General features: G+C 58.0%; 22 protein-coding genes and 1 pseudogene. 7 read left to right on the forward strand and 16 right to left on the reverse strand.

All coding sequences use genetic code 11. The features are described 5' to 3' along the window. Window positions 1-68 precede the first annotated feature (68 nt). The 6 genes and pseudogenes from msrQ to D3M70_RS16825 all read right to left on the reverse strand — a co-directional run bounded on the left by msrQ (window position 69) and on the right by D3M70_RS16825 (window position 6,006). The gene (gene msrQ, locus D3M70_RS16800) at window positions 69-689 is read right to left on the reverse strand and encodes a protein-methionine-sulfoxide reductase heme-binding subunit MsrQ (protein ID WP_120126854.1); all 621 of its coding nucleotides are present in this window, start codon (window positions 687-689) and stop codon (window positions 69-71) included. After that, window positions 689-1,702: a protein-methionine-sulfoxide reductase catalytic subunit MsrP gene (gene msrP, locus D3M70_RS16805; RefSeq protein WP_120126855.1), complete on the reverse strand. Its 1,014-nt coding sequence runs from the start codon at window positions 1,700-1,702 to the stop codon at window positions 689-691. The genes msrQ and msrP overlap by 1 nt, the downstream gene beginning before the upstream one ends. Before the next feature lie 60 nt (window positions 1,703-1,762). Then, window positions 1,763-2,571 (reverse strand): annotated as a pseudogene (pssA, locus tag D3M70_RS16810) (CDP-diacylglycerol--serine O-phosphatidyltransferase); the annotation flags it as partial. A 153-nt stretch (window positions 2,572-2,724) separates the two neighbouring features. Then, a complete protein-coding gene (ilvC, locus tag D3M70_RS16815) occupies window positions 2,725-3,741 on the reverse strand; it encodes a ketol-acid reductoisomerase (RefSeq protein ID WP_120126857.1) in 1,017 nt (338 codons plus the stop codon). A 47-nt stretch (window positions 3,742-3,788) separates the two neighbouring features. Next, window positions 3,789-4,280: an acetolactate synthase small subunit gene (ilvN, locus tag D3M70_RS16820; protein ID WP_081569398.1), complete on the reverse strand. Its 492-nt coding sequence runs from the start codon at window positions 4,278-4,280 to the stop codon at window positions 3,789-3,791. A gap of 1 nt (window position 4,281) precedes the next feature. Then, a complete protein-coding gene (locus D3M70_RS16825; protein ID WP_120126889.1) occupies window positions 4,282-6,006 on the reverse strand; it encodes an acetolactate synthase 3 large subunit in 1,725 nt (574 codons plus the stop codon). Between the two features lie 411 nt (window positions 6,007-6,417). On the opposite strand from D3M70_RS16825, the gene D3M70_RS16830 reads away from it, so the two are divergent. Beyond that, a complete protein-coding gene (locus tag D3M70_RS16830) occupies window positions 6,418-6,840 on the forward strand; it encodes a DUF4124 domain-containing protein (protein WP_120126858.1) in 423 nt (140 codons plus the stop codon). A gap of 2 nt (window positions 6,841-6,842) precedes the next feature. Here D3M70_RS16830 and D3M70_RS16835 read toward each other — a convergent pair whose 3' ends face one another. Genes D3M70_RS16835 through mrcB form a run of 3 tightly spaced genes read right to left on the reverse strand, consistent with a single transcriptional unit; the run spans window position 6,843 to window position 10,246 of the window. Further along, window positions 6,843-7,172, reverse strand: a complete 330-nt coding sequence (locus tag D3M70_RS16835) for a YqcC family protein (RefSeq protein ID WP_120126859.1) — start codon at window positions 7,170-7,172, stop codon at window positions 6,843-6,845. After that, a complete protein-coding gene (locus D3M70_RS16840; protein ID WP_120126860.1) occupies window positions 7,165-7,908 on the reverse strand; it encodes a M48 family metallopeptidase in 744 nt (247 codons plus the stop codon). The genes D3M70_RS16835 and D3M70_RS16840 overlap by 8 nt, the downstream gene beginning before the upstream one ends. Before the next feature lie 16 nt (window positions 7,909-7,924). Then, window positions 7,925-10,246, reverse strand: coding sequence for a penicillin-binding protein 1B (mrcB, locus tag D3M70_RS16845; RefSeq protein ID WP_120126861.1), 2,322 nt, complete (start codon window positions 10,244-10,246; stop codon window positions 7,925-7,927). A 132-nt stretch (window positions 10,247-10,378) separates the two neighbouring features. On the opposite strand from mrcB, the gene D3M70_RS16850 reads away from it, so the two are divergent. The 3 genes from D3M70_RS16850 (at window position 10,379) to D3M70_RS16860 (ending at window position 12,883) form a co-directional block, all read left to right on the forward strand. Continuing rightward, complete coding sequence (locus tag D3M70_RS16850) at window positions 10,379-11,914, forward strand: bifunctional aminoglycoside phosphotransferase/ATP-binding protein (RefSeq protein ID WP_120126862.1); 1,536 nt, start codon at window positions 10,379-10,381, stop codon at window positions 11,912-11,914. Between the two features lie 101 nt (window positions 11,915-12,015). Continuing rightward, the gene (locus tag D3M70_RS16855; protein WP_120126863.1) at window positions 12,016-12,360 is read left to right on the forward strand and encodes a pentapeptide repeat-containing protein; all 345 of its coding nucleotides are present in this window, start codon (window positions 12,016-12,018) and stop codon (window positions 12,358-12,360) included. 226 nt (window positions 12,361-12,586) lie between these two features. Further along, window positions 12,587-12,883 (forward strand): TfoX/Sxy family protein, encoded by a 297-nt coding sequence (locus tag D3M70_RS16860; protein WP_120126864.1) that lies wholly within the window; start codon window positions 12,587-12,589, stop codon window positions 12,881-12,883. 187 nt (window positions 12,884-13,070) lie between these two features. On the opposite strand, the gene deoC is transcribed toward D3M70_RS16860, so the two are convergent. From deoC to D3M70_RS16885, 5 genes are all read right to left on the reverse strand, one after another. Next, complete coding sequence (deoC, locus tag D3M70_RS16865) at window positions 13,071-13,832, reverse strand: deoxyribose-phosphate aldolase (protein ID WP_120126865.1); 762 nt, start codon at window positions 13,830-13,832, stop codon at window positions 13,071-13,073. Window positions 13,833-13,976: 144 nt separating this feature from the next. Next, the gene (locus D3M70_RS16870; RefSeq protein ID WP_120126890.1) at window positions 13,977-14,819 is read right to left on the reverse strand and encodes a ChaN family lipoprotein; all 843 of its coding nucleotides are present in this window, start codon (window positions 14,817-14,819) and stop codon (window positions 13,977-13,979) included. Window positions 14,820-14,889: 70 nt separating this feature from the next. Next, window positions 14,890-15,657, reverse strand: coding sequence for a heme ABC transporter ATP-binding protein (locus D3M70_RS16875; protein WP_120126866.1), 768 nt, complete (start codon window positions 15,655-15,657; stop codon window positions 14,890-14,892). Next, a complete protein-coding gene (locus D3M70_RS16880) occupies window positions 15,657-16,640 on the reverse strand; it encodes an iron ABC transporter permease (RefSeq protein WP_165869824.1) in 984 nt (327 codons plus the stop codon). Before D3M70_RS16880 ends, D3M70_RS16875 begins: the two co-directional genes overlap by 1 nt. Window positions 16,641-16,690: 50 nt before the next feature. Beyond that, the gene (locus tag D3M70_RS16885; RefSeq protein WP_120126891.1) at window positions 16,691-17,581 is read right to left on the reverse strand and encodes a hemin ABC transporter substrate-binding protein; all 891 of its coding nucleotides are present in this window, start codon (window positions 17,579-17,581) and stop codon (window positions 16,691-16,693) included. Between the two features lie 170 nt (window positions 17,582-17,751). Between D3M70_RS16885 and D3M70_RS16890 the strand changes: the two genes are divergently transcribed. Continuing rightward, window positions 17,752-18,081: a Rieske 2Fe-2S domain-containing protein gene (locus D3M70_RS16890; protein ID WP_120126892.1), complete on the forward strand. Its 330-nt coding sequence runs from the start codon at window positions 17,752-17,754 to the stop codon at window positions 18,079-18,081. Here D3M70_RS16890 and sfsA read toward each other — a convergent pair. Both sfsA and D3M70_RS16900 read right to left on the reverse strand, forming a co-directional pair. After that, window positions 18,059-18,802 carry a DNA/RNA nuclease SfsA gene (sfsA, locus tag D3M70_RS16895; protein WP_120126868.1) on the reverse strand — a complete coding sequence of 248 codons (744 nt, stop codon included), beginning with the start codon at window positions 18,800-18,802 and terminating at the stop codon, window positions 18,059-18,061. The genes D3M70_RS16890 and sfsA overlap by 23 nt on opposite strands. Beyond that, complete coding sequence (locus D3M70_RS16900) at window positions 18,802-19,974, reverse strand: pyridoxal phosphate-dependent aminotransferase (protein WP_120126869.1); 1,173 nt, start codon at window positions 19,972-19,974, stop codon at window positions 18,802-18,804. The genes sfsA and D3M70_RS16900 overlap by 1 nt, the downstream gene beginning before the upstream one ends. Before the next feature lie 342 nt (window positions 19,975-20,316). Between D3M70_RS16900 and dksA the strand changes: the two genes are divergently transcribed. Together dksA and gluQRS are read left to right on the forward strand one after the other, a co-directional pair. Next, window positions 20,317-20,763: an RNA polymerase-binding protein DksA gene (gene dksA / locus D3M70_RS16905; protein WP_120126870.1), complete on the forward strand. Its 447-nt coding sequence runs from the start codon at window positions 20,317-20,319 to the stop codon at window positions 20,761-20,763. A gap of 90 nt (window positions 20,764-20,853) precedes the next feature. Continuing rightward, on the forward strand, window positions 20,854-21,741 hold the full coding sequence (gene gluQRS / locus D3M70_RS16910) for a tRNA glutamyl-Q(34) synthetase GluQRS (protein ID WP_120126871.1): 888 nt from the start codon (window positions 20,854-20,856) through the stop codon (window positions 21,739-21,741). Window positions 21,742-21,767 lie beyond the last annotated feature (26 nt).

A 21,767-nucleotide genomic window follows, 5' to 3' on the forward strand; every position in this document is an offset into this window, starting at 1 on the left:
TTTCCGTTTCGTCTGCGCCGGAAGTGGGGCGAATTATAGAGAGATTCAGAGGAGCGTCAAGCACTTATTTAAACTTTCGTTACAGCACCTGCTTTCCTGGCCATACGACGCGGGATTCGTCGAGCAATTGCGGGGATTCTGAGTGCCAGCAAGAATGCGCCAATACCTGCATAGACCGCCCACTCTTTGAGGTCCGCCCGGACGATCCACAACATGTGCAGCAATCCGAGCCCCAAAATCACATAGATAAGCCGGTGCAGCTTCTTCCATCGCGCGCCCAGACGGCGCTGGCTATAACGATTGGACGTCGCCGCCAGCGCTAGCAAGCAGAGAAACCCCAGACTCCCGACGATGATGTAGGGCCGCTTCACCAGTTCAACGCCCAATTGAGCCCAGTCAAACCCCAGAATAAAGAATCCGTACGCAAGCATATGCACCGCAACACAGGCGAAACACCACAACCCCAGCTGCCGACGAACCGCGATCCACCCTCCCCAGCCCGTGACCCGTTGCAAAGGTGTCATGGCCAGGGTGATCAACAGCAGCACCAACGTACCGAGGCCGAAGCGATCAACCAACACCTTGCCGGGATCCGGCCCCAGATCGAGAATCCATGCTTGATGCAACCACACGACAGGAACAACGCATATCGCTACGAAGACAGACAGACGCCAGAACAGATAACGCATCAATAGTTTTTCCGCAGATCCATGCCTGTATAAAGAGCAGATACCTGCTCCCCATACCCGTTGAACATTTCCGTTTGCCGGATATTGGGGCTGAACAGTCCGCTTGGCAGGCGTCGCTCATGGGCCTGCGTCCACCGAGGGTGGTCGACTGTCGGGTTCACGTTGGCATAGAAGCCATATTCGTTAGCCGCGATACTTTGCCAAGTCGTTTTTGGCTGTTCGCTGACCAGGCTGATCCGCACGATCGACTTCACGCTCTTGAAGCCGTATTTCCATGGCACCACTAACCGCAAGGGTGCGCCGTTCTGGTTGGGGAGCTCTCGCCCATACATCCCCACGGCCATGATTGCCAAAGGGTTCATCGCTTCGTCCAGGCGCAGCCCCTCCACATAGGGCCAATCGATCAGTGCAAAGCCAGAACGTTGCCCCGGCATGGTCTTGGGGTCCTGCAGAGTCTCGAAGCGAATGTATTTAGCTTTTGAAGTGGGCTCGACTTGCTTGAGCAGATCGGAAATCGGGAACCCCAACCACGGGATGACCATCGACCAAGCCTCTACGCAACGCAGGCGGTAGATGCGTTCCTCAAGCTGATAAGGCTTCATGAAATCTTCGAGCGCATAGCGACCTGGCTTACCCACCTCCCCGTCGATCACTACACTCCAAGGCTCGGTTTGCAAAGAACCGGCGTTTTGGGCCGGATCGCCTTTGTCGGTGCCGAATTCATAGAAATTGTTGTAGTGGGTCGCATCCTTGAACGGGGTGATGGCCTCGTCCTTGACGGTCACCGCCTGCCATTGGGTTGATTGCAACTTGCCCTTGAGCCAGGCGGGAGCATTCCCAGTCTCGACCCCGGCGTATTGCGAGGATTCGGCAGCCTGGACCCAAGAAGGCATTGCACTGACGGCAAGCCCCGCAACCGAAGCGCCGAGCAGAGAGCGGCGGGAAAGATAGATGGACTCGGGCGTGACATCCGACTCGTTACAGCCAGACGCAGAAGGGATCTTGATAAGCATGAGAACTCCACAGCCAGGAGGATTGATGCACCTTATAGGCTGTGGAGTATGCGGGGAAANCCAGATGCAGCGTAACCGAGGAAGATCAGCAGAAGAATGCGCGGCGGATCGCTGAACACGACGGCGAAGACCAGCACCACGGCAAGAATCGCAACGAACGGCACACGCCCTTTGAGATCCAGCTCCTTGAAGCTGTTGTATTTGATGTTACTCACCATGAGCATGCCGGCCGCCGCCACAAGCAGCGCGACCAGAAACGATAGCTTGGAACCTTGAATGCCATAGTCACTGAACGCCCAGACGGTACCGGCGACAACACCCGCCGCTGCCGGACTGGCCAGACCAATGAAGTATCGCTTGTCGGCCTTGCCCACCTGAGTATTGAAACGCGCCAGACGCAATGCCGCGCCCGCCACATAGATGAAGGCGACCATCCATCCGACCTTGCCCATATCCCCCAGCGCCCAGCCAAACGCCAACAGCGCTGGCGCCACGCCAAAGGCGACCATGTCCGACAGCGAGTCGTATTCAGCACCGAATGCGCTCTGGGTGTTGGTCATGCGAGCGACGCGGCCATCAAGGCCGTCGAGCACCATGGCCACGAAAATAGCGATCGCAGCAAATGCGAAGTACTTGCTTGCGCCTGCCTGATCTCCGGCACTCATGGCGCTTTGCGCGCTCATGGCGCTGATGATGGCGTAGAAACCGGCAAACAGGTTTGCCGTGGTGAAAAGGTTCGGTAGCAGATAGATACCGCGATGCCGGACCTTGCGCCCTTCAGCGTCATGCCCCTCTTCTATGTGCTCATCGATCGGTAGCAGGCTTTCGGCGTCAGAGGCCTTGTTCGGCTCTTCGGGACGTTCGCTCATGGACAATACCTTGCAGCTATGAATTTTCGACAGGTGCTCGCGGCGACGTGGCGCCGGCAAGCGATGCAGCTTTATACCAGATGAACCCTCATAACGAAAAAACGCGACCCGGAGGTCGCGTTTTTCGTTAAGCGGAACCAGATCCGGAGAATCTTAGTTCTTGGTTTGGTCGACGATTTTGTTCTTCGCGATCCAAGGCATCATCGAGCGCAGTTGCTCACCGATGATTTCGATACCGTGGGCCTTGTTGTTACGGCGCTTGGCAGTCATCGATGCGTAGTTGCTGGCGCCTTCGGCGATGAACATCTTCGCGTACTCACCGTCCTGAATGCGCTTCAGAGCGTTGCGCATGGCTTGACGGGATTCGGCGTTGATGACTTCAGGACCGGTCACGTACTCGCCGTATTCGGCGTTGTTGGAGATCGAGTAGTTCATGTTGGCGATACCGCCTTCGTACATGAGGTCAACGATCAGCTTCAGTTCGTGCAGGCATTCGAAGTAGGCCATTTCTGGCGCGTAGCCAGCTTCGACCAGAGTTTCGAAACCGGCTTTGACCAGCTCAACGGTACCACCGCACAGTACGGCTTGTTCGCCGAACAGGTCGGTTTCGGTTTCGTCTTTGAAGGTGGTTTCGATGATACCGGTACGGCCGCCGCCAACGCCCGAAGCGTAGGACAGCGCAACGTTTTTGGCGTTGCCAGAGGCGTCCTGGTAGATAGCGATCAGGTCAGGGATACCGCCGCCTTTGACGAATTCGGTACGTACGGTGTGACCTGGCGCTTTTGGCGCGATCATGATCACGTCCAGATCGGCACGTGGAACGACCTGGTTGTAGTGAATCGCAAAACCGTGAGAGAAGGCCAGGGTGGCGCCTTTCTTGATGTTCGGCTCGATTTCGTTCTTGTACAGCTGGGCCTGGAACTCGTCCGGGGTCAGGATCATGACCAGGTCAGCGGCAGCCACGGCAGAAGCGACGTCAGTCACTTTCAGACCATGGGCTTCAGCCTTGGCGACAGTAGCCGAACCTTTGCGCAGGCCAACGGTGACATCAACGCCGGAATCTTTCAGGTTGCACGCCTGGGCGTGGCCTTGGGAGCCGTAACCGATGATGGCAACTTTTTTGCCCTGGATGATCGAAAGGTCGCAGTCTTTGTCGTAATAAACTTTCATGAAATTCCCCTGTTATCTCGGCCTTTCAGGCCATTCGCTAAATTAGGTTAGATGCTCAGCACTTTGTCGCCGCGGGCAATGCCCGTCACGCCACTGCGTACCGTTTCCAGGATGGCGGTAGTGCCGATCGCCTGGATGAAACTGTCCAGTTTGTCGCTCGTCCCTGCCAGCTGCACGGTGTAAACGCTGCTGGAAACATCAACGATCTGGCCGCGAAAGATGTCCGTGGTGCGCTTGATTTCAGCGCGTTGAGCACCTGTTGCCTTGACCTTGATCAGCATCAGTTCACGCTCGATATGAGCGCTTTCCGAGAGATCGACCAGCTTGACCACTTCAACCAGCTTGTTGAGGTTTTTGGTGATCTGCTCGATCACCTCATCATGGCCAACGGTGGTCAGCGTCAGACGCGACAACGTCGGATCTTCTGTTGGCGCCACAGTCAAGCTTTCGATGTTGTAGTTGCGCTGCGAAAACAGGCCGACGACGCGAGACAAGGCACCCGGTTCGTTTTCCAGCAGTAGGGAAATGATATGCCGCATATTAGGTACGCTCCGTCTTGCTCAGCCACATGTCGCGCATAGAGCCGTCTCTGATCTGCATCGGGTAGACGTGCTCGGCGACATCGACCTGGATGTCGAGGAACACCAGGCGATCTTTCATGGCGAACGCTTCTTCCATCTTCGGCTTCAAGTCTTTCAGATCGGTGATCTTCATGCCGACGTGACCATAGGCTTCGACCAGCTTCACAAAGTCAGGCAGCGACTCCATGTAGGAGTGCGAGTGACGACCGCTGTAGCTCATGTCCTGCCACTGACGGACCATGCCGAGCACGCCGTTGTTGAGAAGAATGATCTTCACCGGCAGGTTGTACTGCAGGCACGTCGACAGCTCCTGAATGTTCATCTGGATACTGCCTTCACCCGTCACGCAGGCAACTTGTGCATCCGGAAAGCTCAGCGCCACCCCCATGGCGGCTGGAAGACCGAAGCCCATGGTGCCGAGGCCGCCGGAGTTGATCCAGCGATTAGGCTTGTTGAAACGGTAGTACTGCGCCGCGAACATCTGGTGCTGGCCAACGTCGGAGCTGACGTATGCATCGCCCTTGGTCACTTCGCACAGCGTCTCGATGACAGCCTGAGGCTTGATAACGCTGCCGTCGCCGCGGTTGTAGGGGAACAGGTCGCCACCGGCACGCCATTCGTCGATCTGCTTCCACCAGGTAGCAACCGACTCCTTGCTCGGGGTTTCGCCGATTTCCTTGAGGGTTGCAACCATCTCGGTCAGAACGCTCTCGACCGGACCGACGATTGGCACGTCAGCCTTGATGGTCTTGGAGATCGAGGCCGGATCGATATCGATATGAATGATCTTGGCACCCGGGCAGAAGCGCGACGGGCCGTTGATCACGCGATCGTCGAAGCGCGCGCCGACCGCCAAAATGACGTCCGAATGGTGCATGGCCAGGTTGGCGGTGTAGCTGCCATGCATCCCCAGCATGCCGACGAACTGGCGATCGTTCCCCGGATAGGCGCCAAGACCCATCAATGTGTTGGTCACTGGAGCGTTAAGCAACTGCGCCAGTTCGGTCAGCGGGGCGGAACCGTTGCCCATCACTACGCCGCCACCTGCGTAGATGATCGGACGCTTGGCCGCCAGCAGCATCTCGACAGCCTTGCGAATCTGACCCGAATGACCACGAACAGCCGGGCTGTATGAACGCAACTTGGCTTTCTTCGGGAAGACGTATTCGAACTTCTCCGCCGGATTGGTCATGTCCTTCGGAATATCCACCACGACAGGACCGGGACGGCCCGACTGTGCGAGGTAAAAAGCCTTTTTCAGAACTTCCGGGATCTCCGAGGGGTGCTTGATCATGAAGCTGTGCTTCACGATAGGCCGGGAGATACCGATCATGTCGGTTTCCTGGAATGCGTCGGTACCGACCATGTTGCTTGGAACCTGCCCCGACAGAACAACCATCGGAATCGAGTCCATGTAGGCGGTCGCGATACCGGTGATGGCATTGGTCGCACCAGGACCTGAGGTCACCAGTACTACGCCAGCCTTGCCGGTAGCGCGCGCATAACCATCAGCCATGTGGGTCGCAGCCTGTTCGTGACGAACGAGGATGTGGCTCACGGCCGGTTCTTTGAACAGCGCATCGTAAATATGCAGGAGGGCACCGCCCGGGTACCCATAGATATGCTCAACGCCTTCGTCACGCAAAAAGCGGACGACCATTTCAGCGCCAGATAAAAGCTCCACGTTGTTCACCTCTAAAACGCCAGAATACCGTCCACACAAACGAGGAGACGGGTCTTAATAGGTTTACTGCAAAGCAGAGCATGAGCGACGGTGGTCGCCGACTACGTCAGCACTGACTGAGCAAGTATTGGGAGCTCCCCTAAGTGTTTCGGGGTCATCCCACCCAGCGCGAGGTAACGCGTTGCGGGTGTAACAGGTCGGCGCGGGTGTGCGCCTCATGATCTACCGAGACGGTCTGCTTCTGGCAGTCCCTCTACAGCGAACTTTGGATTGTTCTGATTAGACACTCTCAAGTCAAGTCATCGATGCGCTTTCTTCATCCACGAGGCGAGAAAAAAGCACCGAATGAGGTCGTTTACTGGTGCATGTGATAGGTTTCATCCGCATAGCAAACGAAGTTAAGGAAGCAGTATGCGCTGGATGATTCTTGCAGCCACCTTGGCGCTGACGGTTGGTTCTGCCGCCAGTCAGGCAGCCCAGATTTACAAATGGGTTGATGCGCAAGGGGTGACGCACTTCGACGCGCAACCGCCAGCGGGCCAGCCAGCTCAAGAGATCAATGTGCAGAAGCCCGCTCCTCCACCCTCCGCGCCAAAGGAGCCGGACGCCACGGTGGAGCAGCAGGCAGCCGATGCCAAGGTGAAAAAGCAGGTGGCGGCCGAAGAGATGAGGCGCAAGGACTACTGTGACCAGCAACGCACCAATCTCGCCCAGCTGCAAAACAACCCGCGGGTACGAGAAGAGGTAAATGGTGAGTTCAGACGATTTACCGAAGAAGAGCGCCAGGCACGTATCGCCGAGGTGAAGAAATCACTCGAGGATACGTGCAACTGATCTCAGACCGACTCGACGATCAGGCGGTCGAACTGCGCAAGAAGCTCCTGCAGCCTGCGTGTTTCCTGCGCACGACTGGCATAAACCATTTGAGCCATCTCCAGAATACCCGACGCATTGGGCAGCGCCAGGTCGTGCTCAAGGATGGTCTTCATCCGGGGGAGAAAGATCCACTGCAACCATTGATCGAAATCCAGCGTATCCACGCAAAAAGGCTCGCGACTGGACAGATCTTCATCGCTGGGGGGTATTTCTTGCCACCAACCCAAGACGCGAAGTTCGCGCTCGATCAGTAGCAACTGATCGGCGATTTGCGGAAAGCGTTTATCCATTGGCCTTCTGCCGAGCCAATGCCGCGCCTGCGGCATCCCCTTGTTTCTTACGCGCTTGAGCGATCAAGCCCCACAAACTGGACTGAAGGCTGGCACGACCGCTGGCGTAGGTCAGACCACGGCGAGCCAACTGCTCGGCTTGCGCAGCATCGCCCTGAGCAAGGCGCACCTGTGCCAGCTTGTACAGAACCTGAGGTTCGCGAGGCGCCACGCGCTGAGCACGTTCAAGACTTGATGAGGCACCGTTAAGGTCGCCACTGCTCTGCTGCTGCTGAGCTGTAGTCAGCAATGCGAGTACCGGGCCGTCGAGTTGCTCATCCGCTGACAGGCCGCCACTGGACGCCGAGGGAATGCCGGTAGGCGCTGAAGATGGCATGTTGTACGTGTTACCCGTTGGGGCAGGTGGTGTGTAGGCATTGTTGACCGGCGCCTGATTGACTGGCGACGTGTTGATGGGCGCGGTGTTGCTCGGCGGCACAAACGTCGAGATGGGCGCAGCGCTGGCATTGGCGCCGCCCGGAACCATTACTGTAACACCCGAATCTTCTTGAATGGATTGCGTCTGCGCCGGACTCTGCACCGGCGCACGGTTGGCGCTGTTGCGGTTTGCCGAGACACGCTCGCCGTTGGACACGCGCGAACCGGAGTCCACTACAGGAATGTTGCTACGGGTTTGACTTGCGCAACCGTTGAGTAAAGCCAGAGCCGTTAAAGCCGGAATCCACCACTTGTTCACTTCACATCCTCTTCGCTTAGTTCAACCAGCCTTTGACCCAGTCCATCACCGACTCGGCAGGGGCTGTCGGCCCGCCACAGGTCGGACCCGGTTGAGGCTCACTGCCGCGAATATACGGCATCTGCACCGCACCGGGGCAGCTGGCATCGGTCCCCTGCCCAGTGGAGGCGTTGACCCACGCCTGCACCACGTTATCAGGCATGGCCATGTCGAGCGGAAGCGGGTCGGCTTTTTTCATGAAACTGGTCCAGACCTGCAGCGCCCCGGTCGCGCCGGTAAAAGGCGTCTTGCCGTTATCGTCGCGCCCCATCCACACAACTGCCAGCAAATCCTGGCTGAAACCTGCGAACCAGCTGTCGCGGGAGTCGTTGGTAGTACCAGACTTACCTGCAAGATTCAGCGAACTTGGCAACACGTTGTACACCGACTTGCCGGTCCCTTCGCGCATGACGCGCTGCATGGCATTCTGCAAAAGATAGATGGAGCCCGGATCGAACCGCTGCTGGATCTGGAATGGATAACGCTTGAGCGGCTCGCCTTCAGCGGTGAGCACGCTGCGAATCCCGCGCAGCGGCGTATTGAAACCGCCACTGGCGATGGTCTGATACATCGTCGCGACTTCAATCGGGCTCAGCGCGCCCGCGCCCAGGAGCATCGACGGGAACGCAGGCCAGTCGCGGGTCACACCCAGTTTGGTCAGGGTTTTGAAGACATTCGGCACGCCCAGATCAAGTCCGAGCTTGGCGCTTGACAGGTTGTAGGAATGCGCCAACCCCTGATAGAGGAAAATATTACCGTGAGCTTTATGGTCGAAGTTCTGTGGCTTCCAGATCTGGCCATCGGCTCCTTTGACCTGAAACGGCTCGTCGGGCACCCAACTGGTTAGCGTGTATTGCTGCGGACGCTCAAGCGCAGTCAGGTAAATCGCGGGTTTGACCAGAGAGCCAATTGGCCGGACGGCGTCCAGAGCACGGTTGAACCCCGCAAAGCCCGCCTGACGGCTGCCGATCAGGGCCTGAACTTCGCCGGTTTCCGGATTGGTCACGACCATCGCCGTTTCCATCTCGTCAGCACCTTTGCGACCTGAGATCTTCGCGAAGCTTTCGCGCACCGCCGCTTCAGACTTCATCTGGAGGATCGGATCGAAGCTGGTGAAAATCCGCAACCCTTCTTCGGTCAAGTCTTCGTCGCGATAGTCCTGACGCAACTGGCGCTTGACCAGATCCAGAAAATCCGGGAACGAGCTGTCGGCCAGTGATCCGGTTTTGGTCACACCCAACGGCATCTTTTTCGCCGCTGCCACGGCTTCCGGTGTCGCGACGCCCTGCTGCTCAAGCAGATCGAGCACCAGATTACGGCGCTCAAGCGCACGGTCCGGGTTGCGGCGCGGGTTGTAATACGAAGGGCCCTTGACCAGGCCAACCAGCAGCGCGACCTGGTGGAGTTTCAGCTCCGACAACGGCTGACTGAAGAAATACTGACTGGCAAGACCGAATCCGTGCACAGCGCGCTGACCATCCTGACCGACGAACACCTCATTGAGGTACGCCTCGAGAATTTCCTGCTTGCTGTAATGGATTTCCAGCAAGATCGCCATCATGGCTTCGGTCAGCTTACGGGTGATGCTGCGCTCGTTTGTCAGGTAGAAGTTCTTGACCAATTGCTGAGTGAGCGTCGAACCGCCCTGACGCATCTGGCCTGCTGAAGCGTTGACCCAGAATGCACGGGCGATCGACTTCGGCGAAACGCCGAAATGATGATAGAAATCGCGATCTTCGACCGTCACCAGCGTATCCAGAAGGTACGGAGGCGCCTGATCGAGCTTGATCAGAATGCGGTCTTCAAGGTTTTTCGGGTACAGACCGCCAATCATCAGCGGCTCCAACCGCGCAACCGCGAGTTTGGAACCGTTGGCAGCGGTCAAGTCAGCGACGTAATCGCCGGAAAACCTTACGTGGATCTGCTGGGCAGGGTCCGCGCCTTCGTAAAACTGAAAGCCGCGAGTGTTCAAGTCGACGTTATTGCCATTCACCGACGCGGCGCCGGGGCCATTGGCCACGCTTTCACGGCGATAGCCCAAGGCATCGAGTTCAATCAGGAAGTCGTCACGGGACAGCTTCTGGCCGACGAACAGCTCCAGAGGACGCGCATACACCTTGGCCGGGATGGTCCAGCGCTTGCCGGAGAATTTTTCCTGGACGATGGAATCGAGGTAAACAGCGAAGCAGGCGAGAATCACCAAGCCGACAAGACTGAGTTTCAAGGCCCAGCCCAACAGGCTGCGAAGGCGGCTATTGGCGGGTTTGGGGGATTTTTTCGAAGTGCGGGATCGAGTCATGGCGGCGGATTATACGCACTTTCAAGGCTGTCGGCAGACCACCCTAACAGCGGTTTGCAGCAAGACGCCGAGCGGCCATAATGGCCATCTTTAGTCTCTTCGATATCGACTTATCATTTTCAAGGACCGTCCGTGAGCCAGACACTGATAGCTGCGCTGCAAAACCCTGCCCTGTTCCCTCACCCGGTGGAGCAATTTCAGGTCATTGAGACGCATATTTCCTGGGTGCTGCTCACTGGCCCTTACGTTTACAAAATCAAGAAACCGATGAATTTCGGGTTCCTGGACTTCACCACGCTTTCGGCTCGTGAACACTTCTGCCACCAAGAATTGAAGCTGAATCAGCGCCTGACCCACGATTTGTATCTGGAAGTGTTACCGATCACTGGCAGCGCCGAAGCTCCGCAACTGGGGGGCGATGGCGAGGCGATCGAGTACGTGCTGAAGATGCGCCAGTTCCCGCAGGATGGCCTGCTCAGCACGCTGCAAGCGAAAGGCGAACTGACGACGGCGCATGTCGATGACATGGCGCACCAGATCGCCGAATTCCATCTGCATGCGCCAAAAGTCCTGAGCGAGAACCCGCTGGGCTCGCCGGAAAGCGTGATGGCCCCTGTCACTCAGAATTTTGAGCAGATTCTGCCGTTTCTCAGCGAAAAGGCTGACCTGATCCAGCTGGAAGCATTGGAAGCATGGGCAAAGGCCAGCTTCGAGCGCTTGAAGCCTCTGATGGCGCAGCGCAAGGCTGATGGGTTCATTCGTGAATGCCATGGCGACATCCACCTTGGAAACATCACCCTGATCGACGGCAAGGTGGTGATTTTCGACTGCATCGAATTCAACGAACCATTCCGTATGACCGACGTGTACGCCGACATCGGTTTCCTGGCCATGGACCTTGAAGACCGGGGCCTGAAGAGCCTGTCGCGCCGCCTGATCAGTCAGTATCTGGAGCACACCGGCGACTACGCCGGGCTTGAACTGTTGAATTTCTATAAAGCCTATCGCGCACTGGTTCGCGCAAAGGTTTCACTGTTCAGCCTGTCGCCCGATGCAGATCATGTGCAACGAGCCACGACACTGCGCCAGTATCGCAACTACGCCAATCTTGCGGAGAGCTACAGCGCCATCCCGTCAAACTTCCTGGCAATCACCCACGGCGTGTCGGCAGTGGGCAAAAGCCACGTAGCCATGCGTCTGGTCGAAGCGTTGGGCGCTATCCGGTTGCGCTCGGATGTGGAACGCAAGCGCATGTTTGGTAACAGCGAAGATCTGTACTCAGCAGACGTGAGTGCCAACACCTACAACCGCCTGAACGAGTTGGCGGCAGTGGTATTGCATGCAGGCTTTCCTGTCGTGATAGACGCCACGTACCTTAAAAGAGCGCAACGTGTTGCGACCGCGCAAGTGGCCGAAGCGACCGGCGCACCGTTCCTTATTCTCGATTGCGCCGCACCGAAAGCCGTGATTCAGGGCTGGCTGGCGCAGCGCCAGGCTCAGAATAAGGATCCTTCCGACGCCACGATGGAAATCGTTGAAGCACAACTGGCTAATCGCGAACCGCTGACAGCCGATGAAAGCCTGCGCAGTCGCCACGTGGAGACCAACATCAGTGGCGATCTGGACAAGCTGGTCACGGATATTCGCCAGTACTTGCCAGGTCTGTAATCCCACCTGATTACCGGTCATCGCGCCGTGAAGAACGCTCTTCACGGCGTGACAGTAGTGGCATTATAATGGCGCCAGAATTACAACAAGGTGCCCCCGAAATGACCCAGCCCAAGCAACTCGACTCGCCGCTCTTCGCCCTGCTTCGAAAAGATGACGTGCACGCTTTCAATCTACAGCGGCCCAAAAATGGACCTGTCGATCTGGCGGGCGGAGATTTCCGTGGCCTGGATCTGAGGGAACTCAACGCTGAAGAGGTCGACTTCACAGACGCCTACTTTCGCTCGGCCGATCTACGGGGCGTCGACTTCCGCACGACATCGCTGGAAGGCGCCAGCATCGCTCACGCCCAGATCTCGGGGGCTTACTTTCCAGCAGAGCTCAGCGCCGACGAAATTCTGATGTCCGTGAATTTTGGAACGCGCCTGCGCTACCGCACCCGCTGAAGCGGGTTAACCGCTCGACATCATTGCCCTGCATGCACAGACATGCCGGGCCGGCAATCTTCCCTCCCCTTCCACTACCGTCCGGCATTTGAATACGAATTTTCGGACCGTACTGGCGAGCGCTGCCCTACATAGGTCTATGCTCATTCTATGGCTCATCCCTGCAGTTTGGTCGAGCCAAGGAGGCGGTAAATAAAGGAGCAATAGTTTGCACGGAGGCATCACCATGGAAGACGAACTGCTAAAAATGAAGAATCTGGGCAAGACATCCGCACAATGGCTTCATGCAGCGGGCATTCACAAAACAGCCGATCTACGCCGACTCGGCTCCATCCATGCCTACAGAGCCGTCAAAAGTCGAGGCATTAAAGCGTCCAAGGTCTTGCTCTACGCGATCGAAGGCGCACTGATCGACAAGCACTGGGCCGAGTTGCCACCAGAGCGAAAAGACTCACTCGCGCAGCAACTGAGGCAACTGGACAGCGATACCAAACGCCCGCTTGAGACCCCGCTTGAGAAATAGTTTGAAATTGGCTGTTGACTTACAAATGAGAATCACTATGATTATCACATCCAGTCGCGAGACTGGTTGGTAACCTGAAAGGCTCCTTGGTTCGGACTCTCAGATTATCTCCTCATCAGGCTAATCACGGTTTTTGACCCGGCTTTTTGCCGGGTCTTTTTTTTGCCCGAAAAACGGCAATCAGGACTCACGGGCTTACCCCCAGTTGTACCAAAAGATCATCCAGAAGACTCGCCGCCCCCAGACGCATCTTGCCCGTTTCCAACCAGAAAGGACCAAATCGCGCTTGAGCCATTTCGATGTAGGCTCGCGCCTCCTCCAAAGATCGCACGTTTCCGGCAGCTTTAAAGCCCACGTGGGGACCCAGCTCGGCGATTGCCTCGATCAGAATCCGTACCGCCTGCGGCGTCGTGCTGATGATCTGTTTGCCGGTGCTGGTCTTGAGAAACGCCGCTCCCTCGCGGATAACCGTTCGGCAGACATCGTGGATCGTTTGGGGATCGCGCAGGACGCCGGTCTCAAGGGTGACGGTCAACGTTGCTCGCTCACCGCACAACGCTTTGCATGCTGCGACCATGGCTCGCCCGATATGTCTGTTGCCTGCCATCTGAGCGCGGAATGGGAACACCAGATCAATTTCATCTGCCCCCGTCAGTATGGCCGCTTCAGTTTCTGACTCCACAGTGGCAATACCTGCACCGCCACTTGGAAAATTCACCGCTGCAACAACCTTGATATCCCGTGCAAACAGACCATCGAGCGTGCGCCGAGCCAGGCCGGCGAATCTGGGCAACACACAGATAGCAGCGACATCACCTACCGGCGTCAACCCTTTCTGGCACAGCGCAACGATCCTTTCGGCAGTGTCATCGGCGTTCAGCGACGTCAGTTCCAGAAGCCTCAGGGCCTTCTGCGCGATCACCTCATCGCTCTCGCTTATCCTGCTCATAACGCCTCCCTAAATGTCCTTGAAAGTGAGGGGAGACGATAATCCAGCGCGAGAATGCATGAACGGCCATGCAGGCTCTCGAGAGGTGGCCTACATAAATATCAGAAAGGTCTTAAGGATTTTGCCTGCAAAAACGATGTGCATTCATTGGGAAGGCGCACGCATCCGGGCGCAATAATCCTGATCGGGCAACGCTGCGGTGTACCAGACGTAATCGGCACTGCCAGGCTGAACCTCGCTACCTACCTGAGCGAGCAGCAGTACGACAGGACGCTCGTGGGATCCCAGGTCCGCCATGTGCAAAGGCACCCCGATATCCTTACGCACGTGGTAGCTACCCGCAAATAACAGCGCAGGCGCCGGGGCATCTATCACGCTGTGCGCCATGCGACGATCCCGCTGCTGCTGGATCGCAAGCATCGCGGGTAATGCATCCTCGGGCAGCATGCCGCAATGAGAGTCGCGAACCTGGGCCAGCAATTGGTCCTGCACCTCCTTGCGGGTGGAAAACGCGCCGCTGAGTACCGGACGTCGGTGATAGATGGCGCCGACTTCCCGCCCACCAAGATTGGCGGCCAGGACCGGGTATGGCTGAGCCAGCGCAAAACGCATGACTGGTCCGTAAAGGGCCCAATCCCACCCCTTTTGCCAGCCCAGTGCGGTGGGAAGGTCAGGCGGATAGCGGCCTTGGCGAACCTCACGCTGGACGGTATCCACCTGTTTCTGCTGGTCTGGCGTCAGCATCTCCAGCAAAAGACTTCCTTGTGAGCGCTGATCGCCGAGCGCCTGCAGCAACCACAATTCCAGCGCGTGATGATCGGGATTGTCATGCTGTTCGCCGACCAGCACGCGCGGCGCCGCCGCCAGTCGAGCGACCAATTGCTGCGGCGTCAGGGTTTGCCCGTTTTCGAGTTCCCGAATCATGCCCAGATCCACATGGTCGCGCCCCTCGGAGCTTTGCCAGGATGGTAGCGGTGGCAACGTCATCGACGAGTGGCAAGCGCTCGCCAGGGACAACGCCAGAATCAGCAGGTATCGACGCACAAAAACTCCTTCTTCAGCGCGCGATGATCAGCGGATGACCACGCTCCGGATGACGCTGTACCAAAACCTCCAGACCAAACACCGCCCTGAGCGCGTCGGGAACCAGCACTGCGTCCGGGGCGCCTATCGCGTGAGAACGGCCTGACTCGAGCAGCAAAATACGGTCGCAATAGCGTGCCGCCAGATTCAGGTCATGCAGAATCACCATCACAGCCCCTCCCCGGTTGGCAAACTCGCGCACCGCCTGCAGCGTGGTGTGCTGATGCAACGGATCAAGCATCGACGTGGGCTCGTCCAATAACAACGTTTGACCACCTTCGCCCGGCCATAACTGAGCCAGTACTCTGGCCAGATGAACCCGCTGCCGCTCACCGCCCGACAGTGCAAGGTAGCTGCGATCACTCAAATGCAACGCATCAGCGGCCTCGAGTGAAGCTTGAATGATCTCGGTATCGCGATGCTGACCGCTGTCATGGGGCAATCGCCCCATCGCCACCACTTCCTGTACCTTGAACGCGAAGCTTAAAGTCGAACTCTGTGGCAATACCGCCAGGCGCTGCGCTCTCTGCTGGCCACTCCAGTGCGCCAGTGGCTGATCGTCCAACCAGAGCTGCCCTTGCGACGTTTTCAGCTCCCCACACAATGCGCCCAGCAGCGTGCTCTTGCCAGCACCGTTCGGCCCCAGTACGCCCAGCATTTCGCCCGGGTTGAGCGTAACGTCGATGTCCGCCAGTACGCATTTGCCATCCCGATGAACGCTGACATTCTCTGCTCTCATCATCAGGTACGGCCTCGCACCAGCAGGAATAGAAAAAACGGCGCACCGATAAATGCCGTGACGATGCCAATCGGCAGTTCGGCAGGCGCCAGCACCAGGCGGGCGAAAACGTCTGCGAACAGCAACAGGCTCGCGCCCGCCAATGCCGAGGCAGGCAGCACGATGCGATGATCGGGACCCGCCATCAGTCGAACCAGGTGGGGCACGATCAGCCCGACGAACCCGATCAGTCCCGCGGCTGCAACGGCTGCGCCGACCCCCAGCGCGATGCATAACACCAGCTCGCGCTTCAGACGCTCGACCTCGATGCCCAGATGACGGGCTTCCGATTCGCCGAGCAACAGGGCATTCAATGCCTTGGCGCGACGCGGCAGCCAGCCGATGACGAACACGCAAACCAGCAACAACGGCCACAGTCGTGCGTAACTGGCGCCATTGAGCGTGCCCAGATTCCAGAACGTGAGCGTGCGCAAGGTGGCGTCGTCAGCGAGGTAGGTGAACAAACCGATGATCGAACCGGCGAGCGCAGTCATCGCAACGCCAGCAAGCAACATGATGCCGACGCTGGTTTGCCCATCTCGTCGCCCCAACCGATAAACGATGGCGGTGACGATGAGCCCGCCGGCAAAAGCGAAGATCGACAGCAGATAAGGCTCGATCGACTCAGGAATACCGCCGAGTGATGCGCCCGCGACGATTGCGATCGCCGCTCCCAATGCTGCACCACTGGAGACTCCTACCAGACCTGGATCTGCCAGCGGATTACGAAACAACCCCTGCATCGCGACCCCCGAGAGCGCCAGGACGGCGCCGACCGCCAGGCCAAGCAACGTCCGAGGGACACGAATCTGTCCAAGAATCAGCTCGGCCTGTTGCAGGTTATCGCCCTGGACAGGCACACCCAGCAGGCGCATTCCAGCGCGCAAGGTATCCATGAGTGGCAGGCTGACCGGCCCCAATGCCAATGACAGCCAGATGGCGAGCAGACACGCCACGCTCAACGCGATCAACAAGGTCCTGGGTTGCAGCGCGCCCCTCATTGAGCAGGCGCGACCTTGGCATTGAGCGAACCATCCGCGGGGTAGAAAGCCTTGGACAGGGTTTTCAGCGCATCCGGCAGGCGAGGCCCCAGACCACCCACCAGCAACGTCGGGTCGACTTCGATCAGACGCTTGTTGCGTGCGGCCTGCGTGCTCGCCAGCAGCGGATTCTCCTTAAGCAGGGCATCGCGGGAGGAGGCACCGTCCTGCGCACGGTCGGTGAACACCAGCACTTCTGGATTCAATCCCGCCATGGCCTCCGTGGAAAATATCTTGTAGCCGTTGTGAGTCGCCAGGTTACGACCGCCAGCCTGCTTGATCAGCCAGTCCCCGACCGTGCCGATTCCGGCGACCATGGGCCGCGAGCCAGAATGGCTCACCAACAGCAGAACGCCCGGCGCCGTTTGATGAAGTTGTGCCTGTGCCAACCAGTCATGTTGGCTTTCCAGTCGTGTTGCGTATTGCGCGCTCAACTGATTGGCCTGGCTCTCATGACCCAACAACACTCCCAGCTTCTTCAGATTGTCCTGCAGCGCAGAGACATCGGCACCAGCCGAAAACACTTCGACCTTTACCCCGGCGGCTCGCAGTTGCTCGAGTACGGGCGGCGGTCCCATTTCCTCAGTGCCAATCAGAATGTCAGGGCGCAGGCTCAGAATGCCTTCAGACGACAATTGACGTTGATAGCCAATGCTCGGCAGCGATTTGATCGACTCGGGGTGTTGGCTGGTGGTGTCAATGCCCACCAAATGCGATTCTCCCCCCAACGCCACAACCCACTCGGTCAACGCGCCGCCCGCACTGACCCACCGCTGCGGCTGCGCCGATGCCAGATGCGTGAACAGAAGCCCGGTCAGGATCGCGGTCAGTTTGGTCATGGGGCGCATATCGAAGGAGTCCTTTGGATAGAGGAACACGCGAGCTTTGGCCTGATACACAGATTTGCAGCCAGACGACATCTACGCGCATTTTGCAGAGCTGTCAGACTAGCCGCTCGGCATAGCCGGGCAATTTGATAATTATTTGCATTTGCGCGTCAAGCGCGAAGGAGAATCAGCTGGAATACTTGTGTAACGGGAATGAAGTGGCTGAAGGAAAAAGCCGAGGCTTTGAGATTGGCGGGCTGCAATTGCTGGCAGTCAGGCGCGCCGGGCAAGTCTACGTCTACCAGAACCGCTGCCCGCACCGCCGCGTGCCGCTGGAATGGCACCCGGACCAGTTTCTCGATACCAGCGCCAGCCTGATTCAATGCGCGACCCACGGCGCGCTTTTTCTGATAGAAAGCGGCGAATGCATCGCGGGGCCTTGCGAGGGGAAATCCCTGAGCGCGATCACCTGTGGCGAAGACGCTCAGGGCATCTGGATCAATCCACCGAAACAGGACTGAGCGCCCGGATTTCAGTCAGGTGAACGTCGAGACGGCGATCCACACGCACCTCTTCAGGTGTCAATTGCACACCGTACGCCAGCACTTCGACACCGGCTGCCACAGCTTCTCTCAAGGCTTGGGCATAGGCGGCATCGATTTCCTCGGCCGGGCGAACGGCCTCGATGCCAGTCAAGTTGACGCAATACAGCAACACGGCTCGCACACCTTGCCGGGCCAACACCGCCAACTCGCGTAAATGTTTGGCCCCGCGCTGGGTGACAGCATCGGGGAATGCAGCCACAGCGCTGTCATCGAAACCGAGCGTTACGCTCTTCACTTCCAGAAACAGGGATCCAGAGGGGTAGTCCAGGCGAAAATCGACGCGACTGTTTTCTTGCCCGTAGGCCACTTCTCGCTTGAGTGCCGTAAAACCGCGCAGTTCGGTGATCACACCCGCCAGCAGGGCCTCTTCGACTAGCTTATTGGCGCGTCCGGTGTTAACGCAGGCAAAGCGCCCTTGCGGAGTTTCGCTGATTTCCCAAGTCCCCGGCAGCTTGCGCTTCGGGTCGTTGGAGCGACTGAACCAGACCCTTCCGTTGGGCATCATGCAATTGAACATCGAACCTGTATTGGGGCAATGGATGGTCAGGCGTTCCCCACTGGGCGTTTCGATGTCCGCCAGAAAACGCTTGTAGCGCTGGATCAGGCGACCTTCTTCGAGTTCGGGATAAAAGCGCATCAGCCTTGCCAACTCCGCAATCCGCGCCCGATTCGCTCTACCGCTTCCTGAAGGCGCGACAGACTCTGGGTGTAGGCGAATCGCACATGATGACCGGCCTGAAAGCGCCCGAAATCCAGCCCTGGAGTGAATGCGACGTGCTCTGTTTCCAGAAAATGCCGACAGAATGCGAATGCATCACCGCCAAAAGCACTGATATCGGCATAAAGATAGAAGGCGCCTTCTGGCTCGACAGCAATCTTGAATCCCAGCTCGCGCAGGGCGGGAAGCAGGAAATCCCGCCGTCTGGCAAATTCCTCACGACGCTGCTCGAGAATTTCCAGCGTTTGCGGTTCGAAACACGCCAATGCTGCACTCTGGGCCATGCTGGGTGCGCTGATGTACAGGTTCTGCGCGAGTTTTTCCAGATCACCAATGGCCGCTTCGGGGGCGACCAGCCAACCCAGTCGCCAGCCGGTCATACCGAAATACTTGGAAAAACTATTCAGCACGAACGCATCGTTATCCACTTCAAGGACGCTGGCGGCGTCAGTTCCGTAGGTCAGCCCGTGATAGATCTCGTCCACCACCAGATGACCCTGTCGCGCCTTGAGCGATGCGGACAAGGCTGCCAGCTCGTCGCGATGAAGCAGCGTGCCCGTAGGATTGGCAGGCGATGCTACCAATGCACCGACACTGTCCTGGTCCCAATGCCGTTCGACCAGACCGGGCGTCAGTTGGTAGCGCACCTCCGGTCCCACGGGCACCAGTTGTGCGGCACCTTCTACCAGCCGCAAGAAATGCCGATTGCACGGATATCCCGGATCAGCAAGCAGCCAGTGCTTGCCAGGATCCACCAGAAGACTGGCCGCCAGCAGCAATGCCCCCGAACCGCCGGGGGTGATCAGAATCCGCCCCGGATCGATCTCCACTCCGTAGCGCTGGGAATAGAAACCGGAAATGGCTTCGCGCAGTTCCGGCAAGCCGCGAGCGGCGGTGTAACGTGTCTTGCCCGCTGCGAGCGCAGCCTGTCCGGCCTTGATGATTGGCTCGGCGGTGGTGAAATCCGGCTCGCCGATCTCGAGATGGATGACATCGTGCCCCGCCGCCTGCAATTCATTGGCACGCGCCAGCAGCGCCATGACATGAAAGGGTTCGATGGCGCGGCTCCGCGCACTGTAGGGCTGAGGCATTGGCCTTCCTTTTAATAACGGTGTCCAGACGGTTCGCCGATTCTACCCAACCACCTGCCGGGCGAACGAGTTTATCCGCAACAGCGCTGCCGATGATCCATAAAGGGCAATGATGTTGCGTCAGGGGGCTAGACTGATGGCACTGCAAAATAATATAAAACCGGGCGCTTTGGCTGTGGTCATAGTTCACGGGCGCGTTGCAGAGCCATGCTCGACAACCGGGAGTAGCGCGCTCCGATTCGATCTGGTAAGTTCGCCCGCTTGCAGCCGCAGGGCCGGCGGGTGTCGGCGATGGATCATTACCCTGCGCAATGGCTTAGAAGAGTGAGAGGCGGTCCGTTCATGCCCACCGAAGAAAAGCAAAAGAGCAATTCAACAACGATCAGCGGTTTCACTCCCTACGTAGAGACGAAGGGCGAGGAATACATGGGCAAGCCCATGCGCGAGCACTTCGTCAAGATTCTGCAAAAGTGGAAACAGGACTTGATGCAGGAAGTCGACCGCACGGTTGATCATATGAAGGACGAAGCTGCGAACTTTCCTGACCCTGCTGACCGTGCAAGTCAGGAAGAAGAATTCGCACTTGAACTGCGTGCTCGTGACCGTGAGCGCAAGTTGATCAAGAAGATCGACAAAACGCTGCAACTGATCGAAGACGAAGAATACGGCTGGTGCGAGTCCTGCGGCATCGAGATCGGTTTGCGCCGTCTGGAAGCTCGCCCGACCGCCGATCTGTGCATCGACTGCAAGACACTGGCAGAGATCAAGGAAAAACAGGTCGGTAAATGATCCTGGTTTTTGCATGAAACAAAGGACGCTTCGGCGTCCTTTGTTGTTTTGGAGTTGTCCCAAAAACGATTTCCAGTACCATCGCCGCCCATGAAATCCCCTTCTTATATAGGGCGCTTTGCGCCGACACCCAGTGGTTATCTGCACTTCGGCTCTCTGGTCGCGGCGTTGGCGTCCTATCTGGATGCACGCGCGGTCGGCGGCAAATGGCTGATGCGCATGGAAGACCTGGACCCTCCTCGCGAAGAACCGGGCGCGCAGACGGCGATCCTCAACACCCTGGAAACCTATGGCTTCGAGTGGGACGGCGAACTGGTCAAACAAAGCGACCGGCACGACGCCTATCAGGACATCATCAACCGCTGGTTCAGCTACGGTCTGGCGTACGCCTGCACCTGCTCGCGTAAACAACTGGAAGGTTTCCAGGGCATTTATCCTGGCTTCTGTCGCAACGCAGGGCATTCTGCTGACAACGCCGCCATCCGGATTCGTGTACCGGAACTGGAATACCGGTTCGAGGACCGAGTTCAGGGCGAGTTTCGTCAGCATCTGGGTCGCGACGTCGGTGATTTCGTGATCCGCCGTCGCGACGGCTTGTATGCCTATCAACTGGCGGTGGTGCTCGATGATGGTTGGCAAGGCGTGACCGACGTAGTGCGCGGAGCCGACCTGCTGGATTCCACGCCGCGCCAGTTGTACCTGCAAGAGCTGCTCGGACTGCCACAGCCGCGCTACCTGCATGTTCCCTTGATAACCCAGCCGGACGGCCACAAGCTGGGCAAATCCTACCGATCCCCGCCCCTCCCCGCCGATCAGGCCACCCCGCTGCTGCTCCGGGCGTTGCGTGCGCTTGGGCAACCGGCGCCGAATGATCTGTCCTTCGCCACGCCAAGGGAGGTGCTTGACTGGGGCATCGCCCACTGGAACGCTGATTTGATTCCTCAGGTCGCCAGCATTGAAGAAGCTCGAATAGACTGATTCAGAGCGGTTGCTCCACACTTCAC

It is taken from the genome of Pseudomonas sp. LS-2, assembly GCF_003605735.1.
GTDB lineage: Bacteria > Pseudomonadota > Gammaproteobacteria > Pseudomonadales > Pseudomonadaceae > Aquipseudomonas.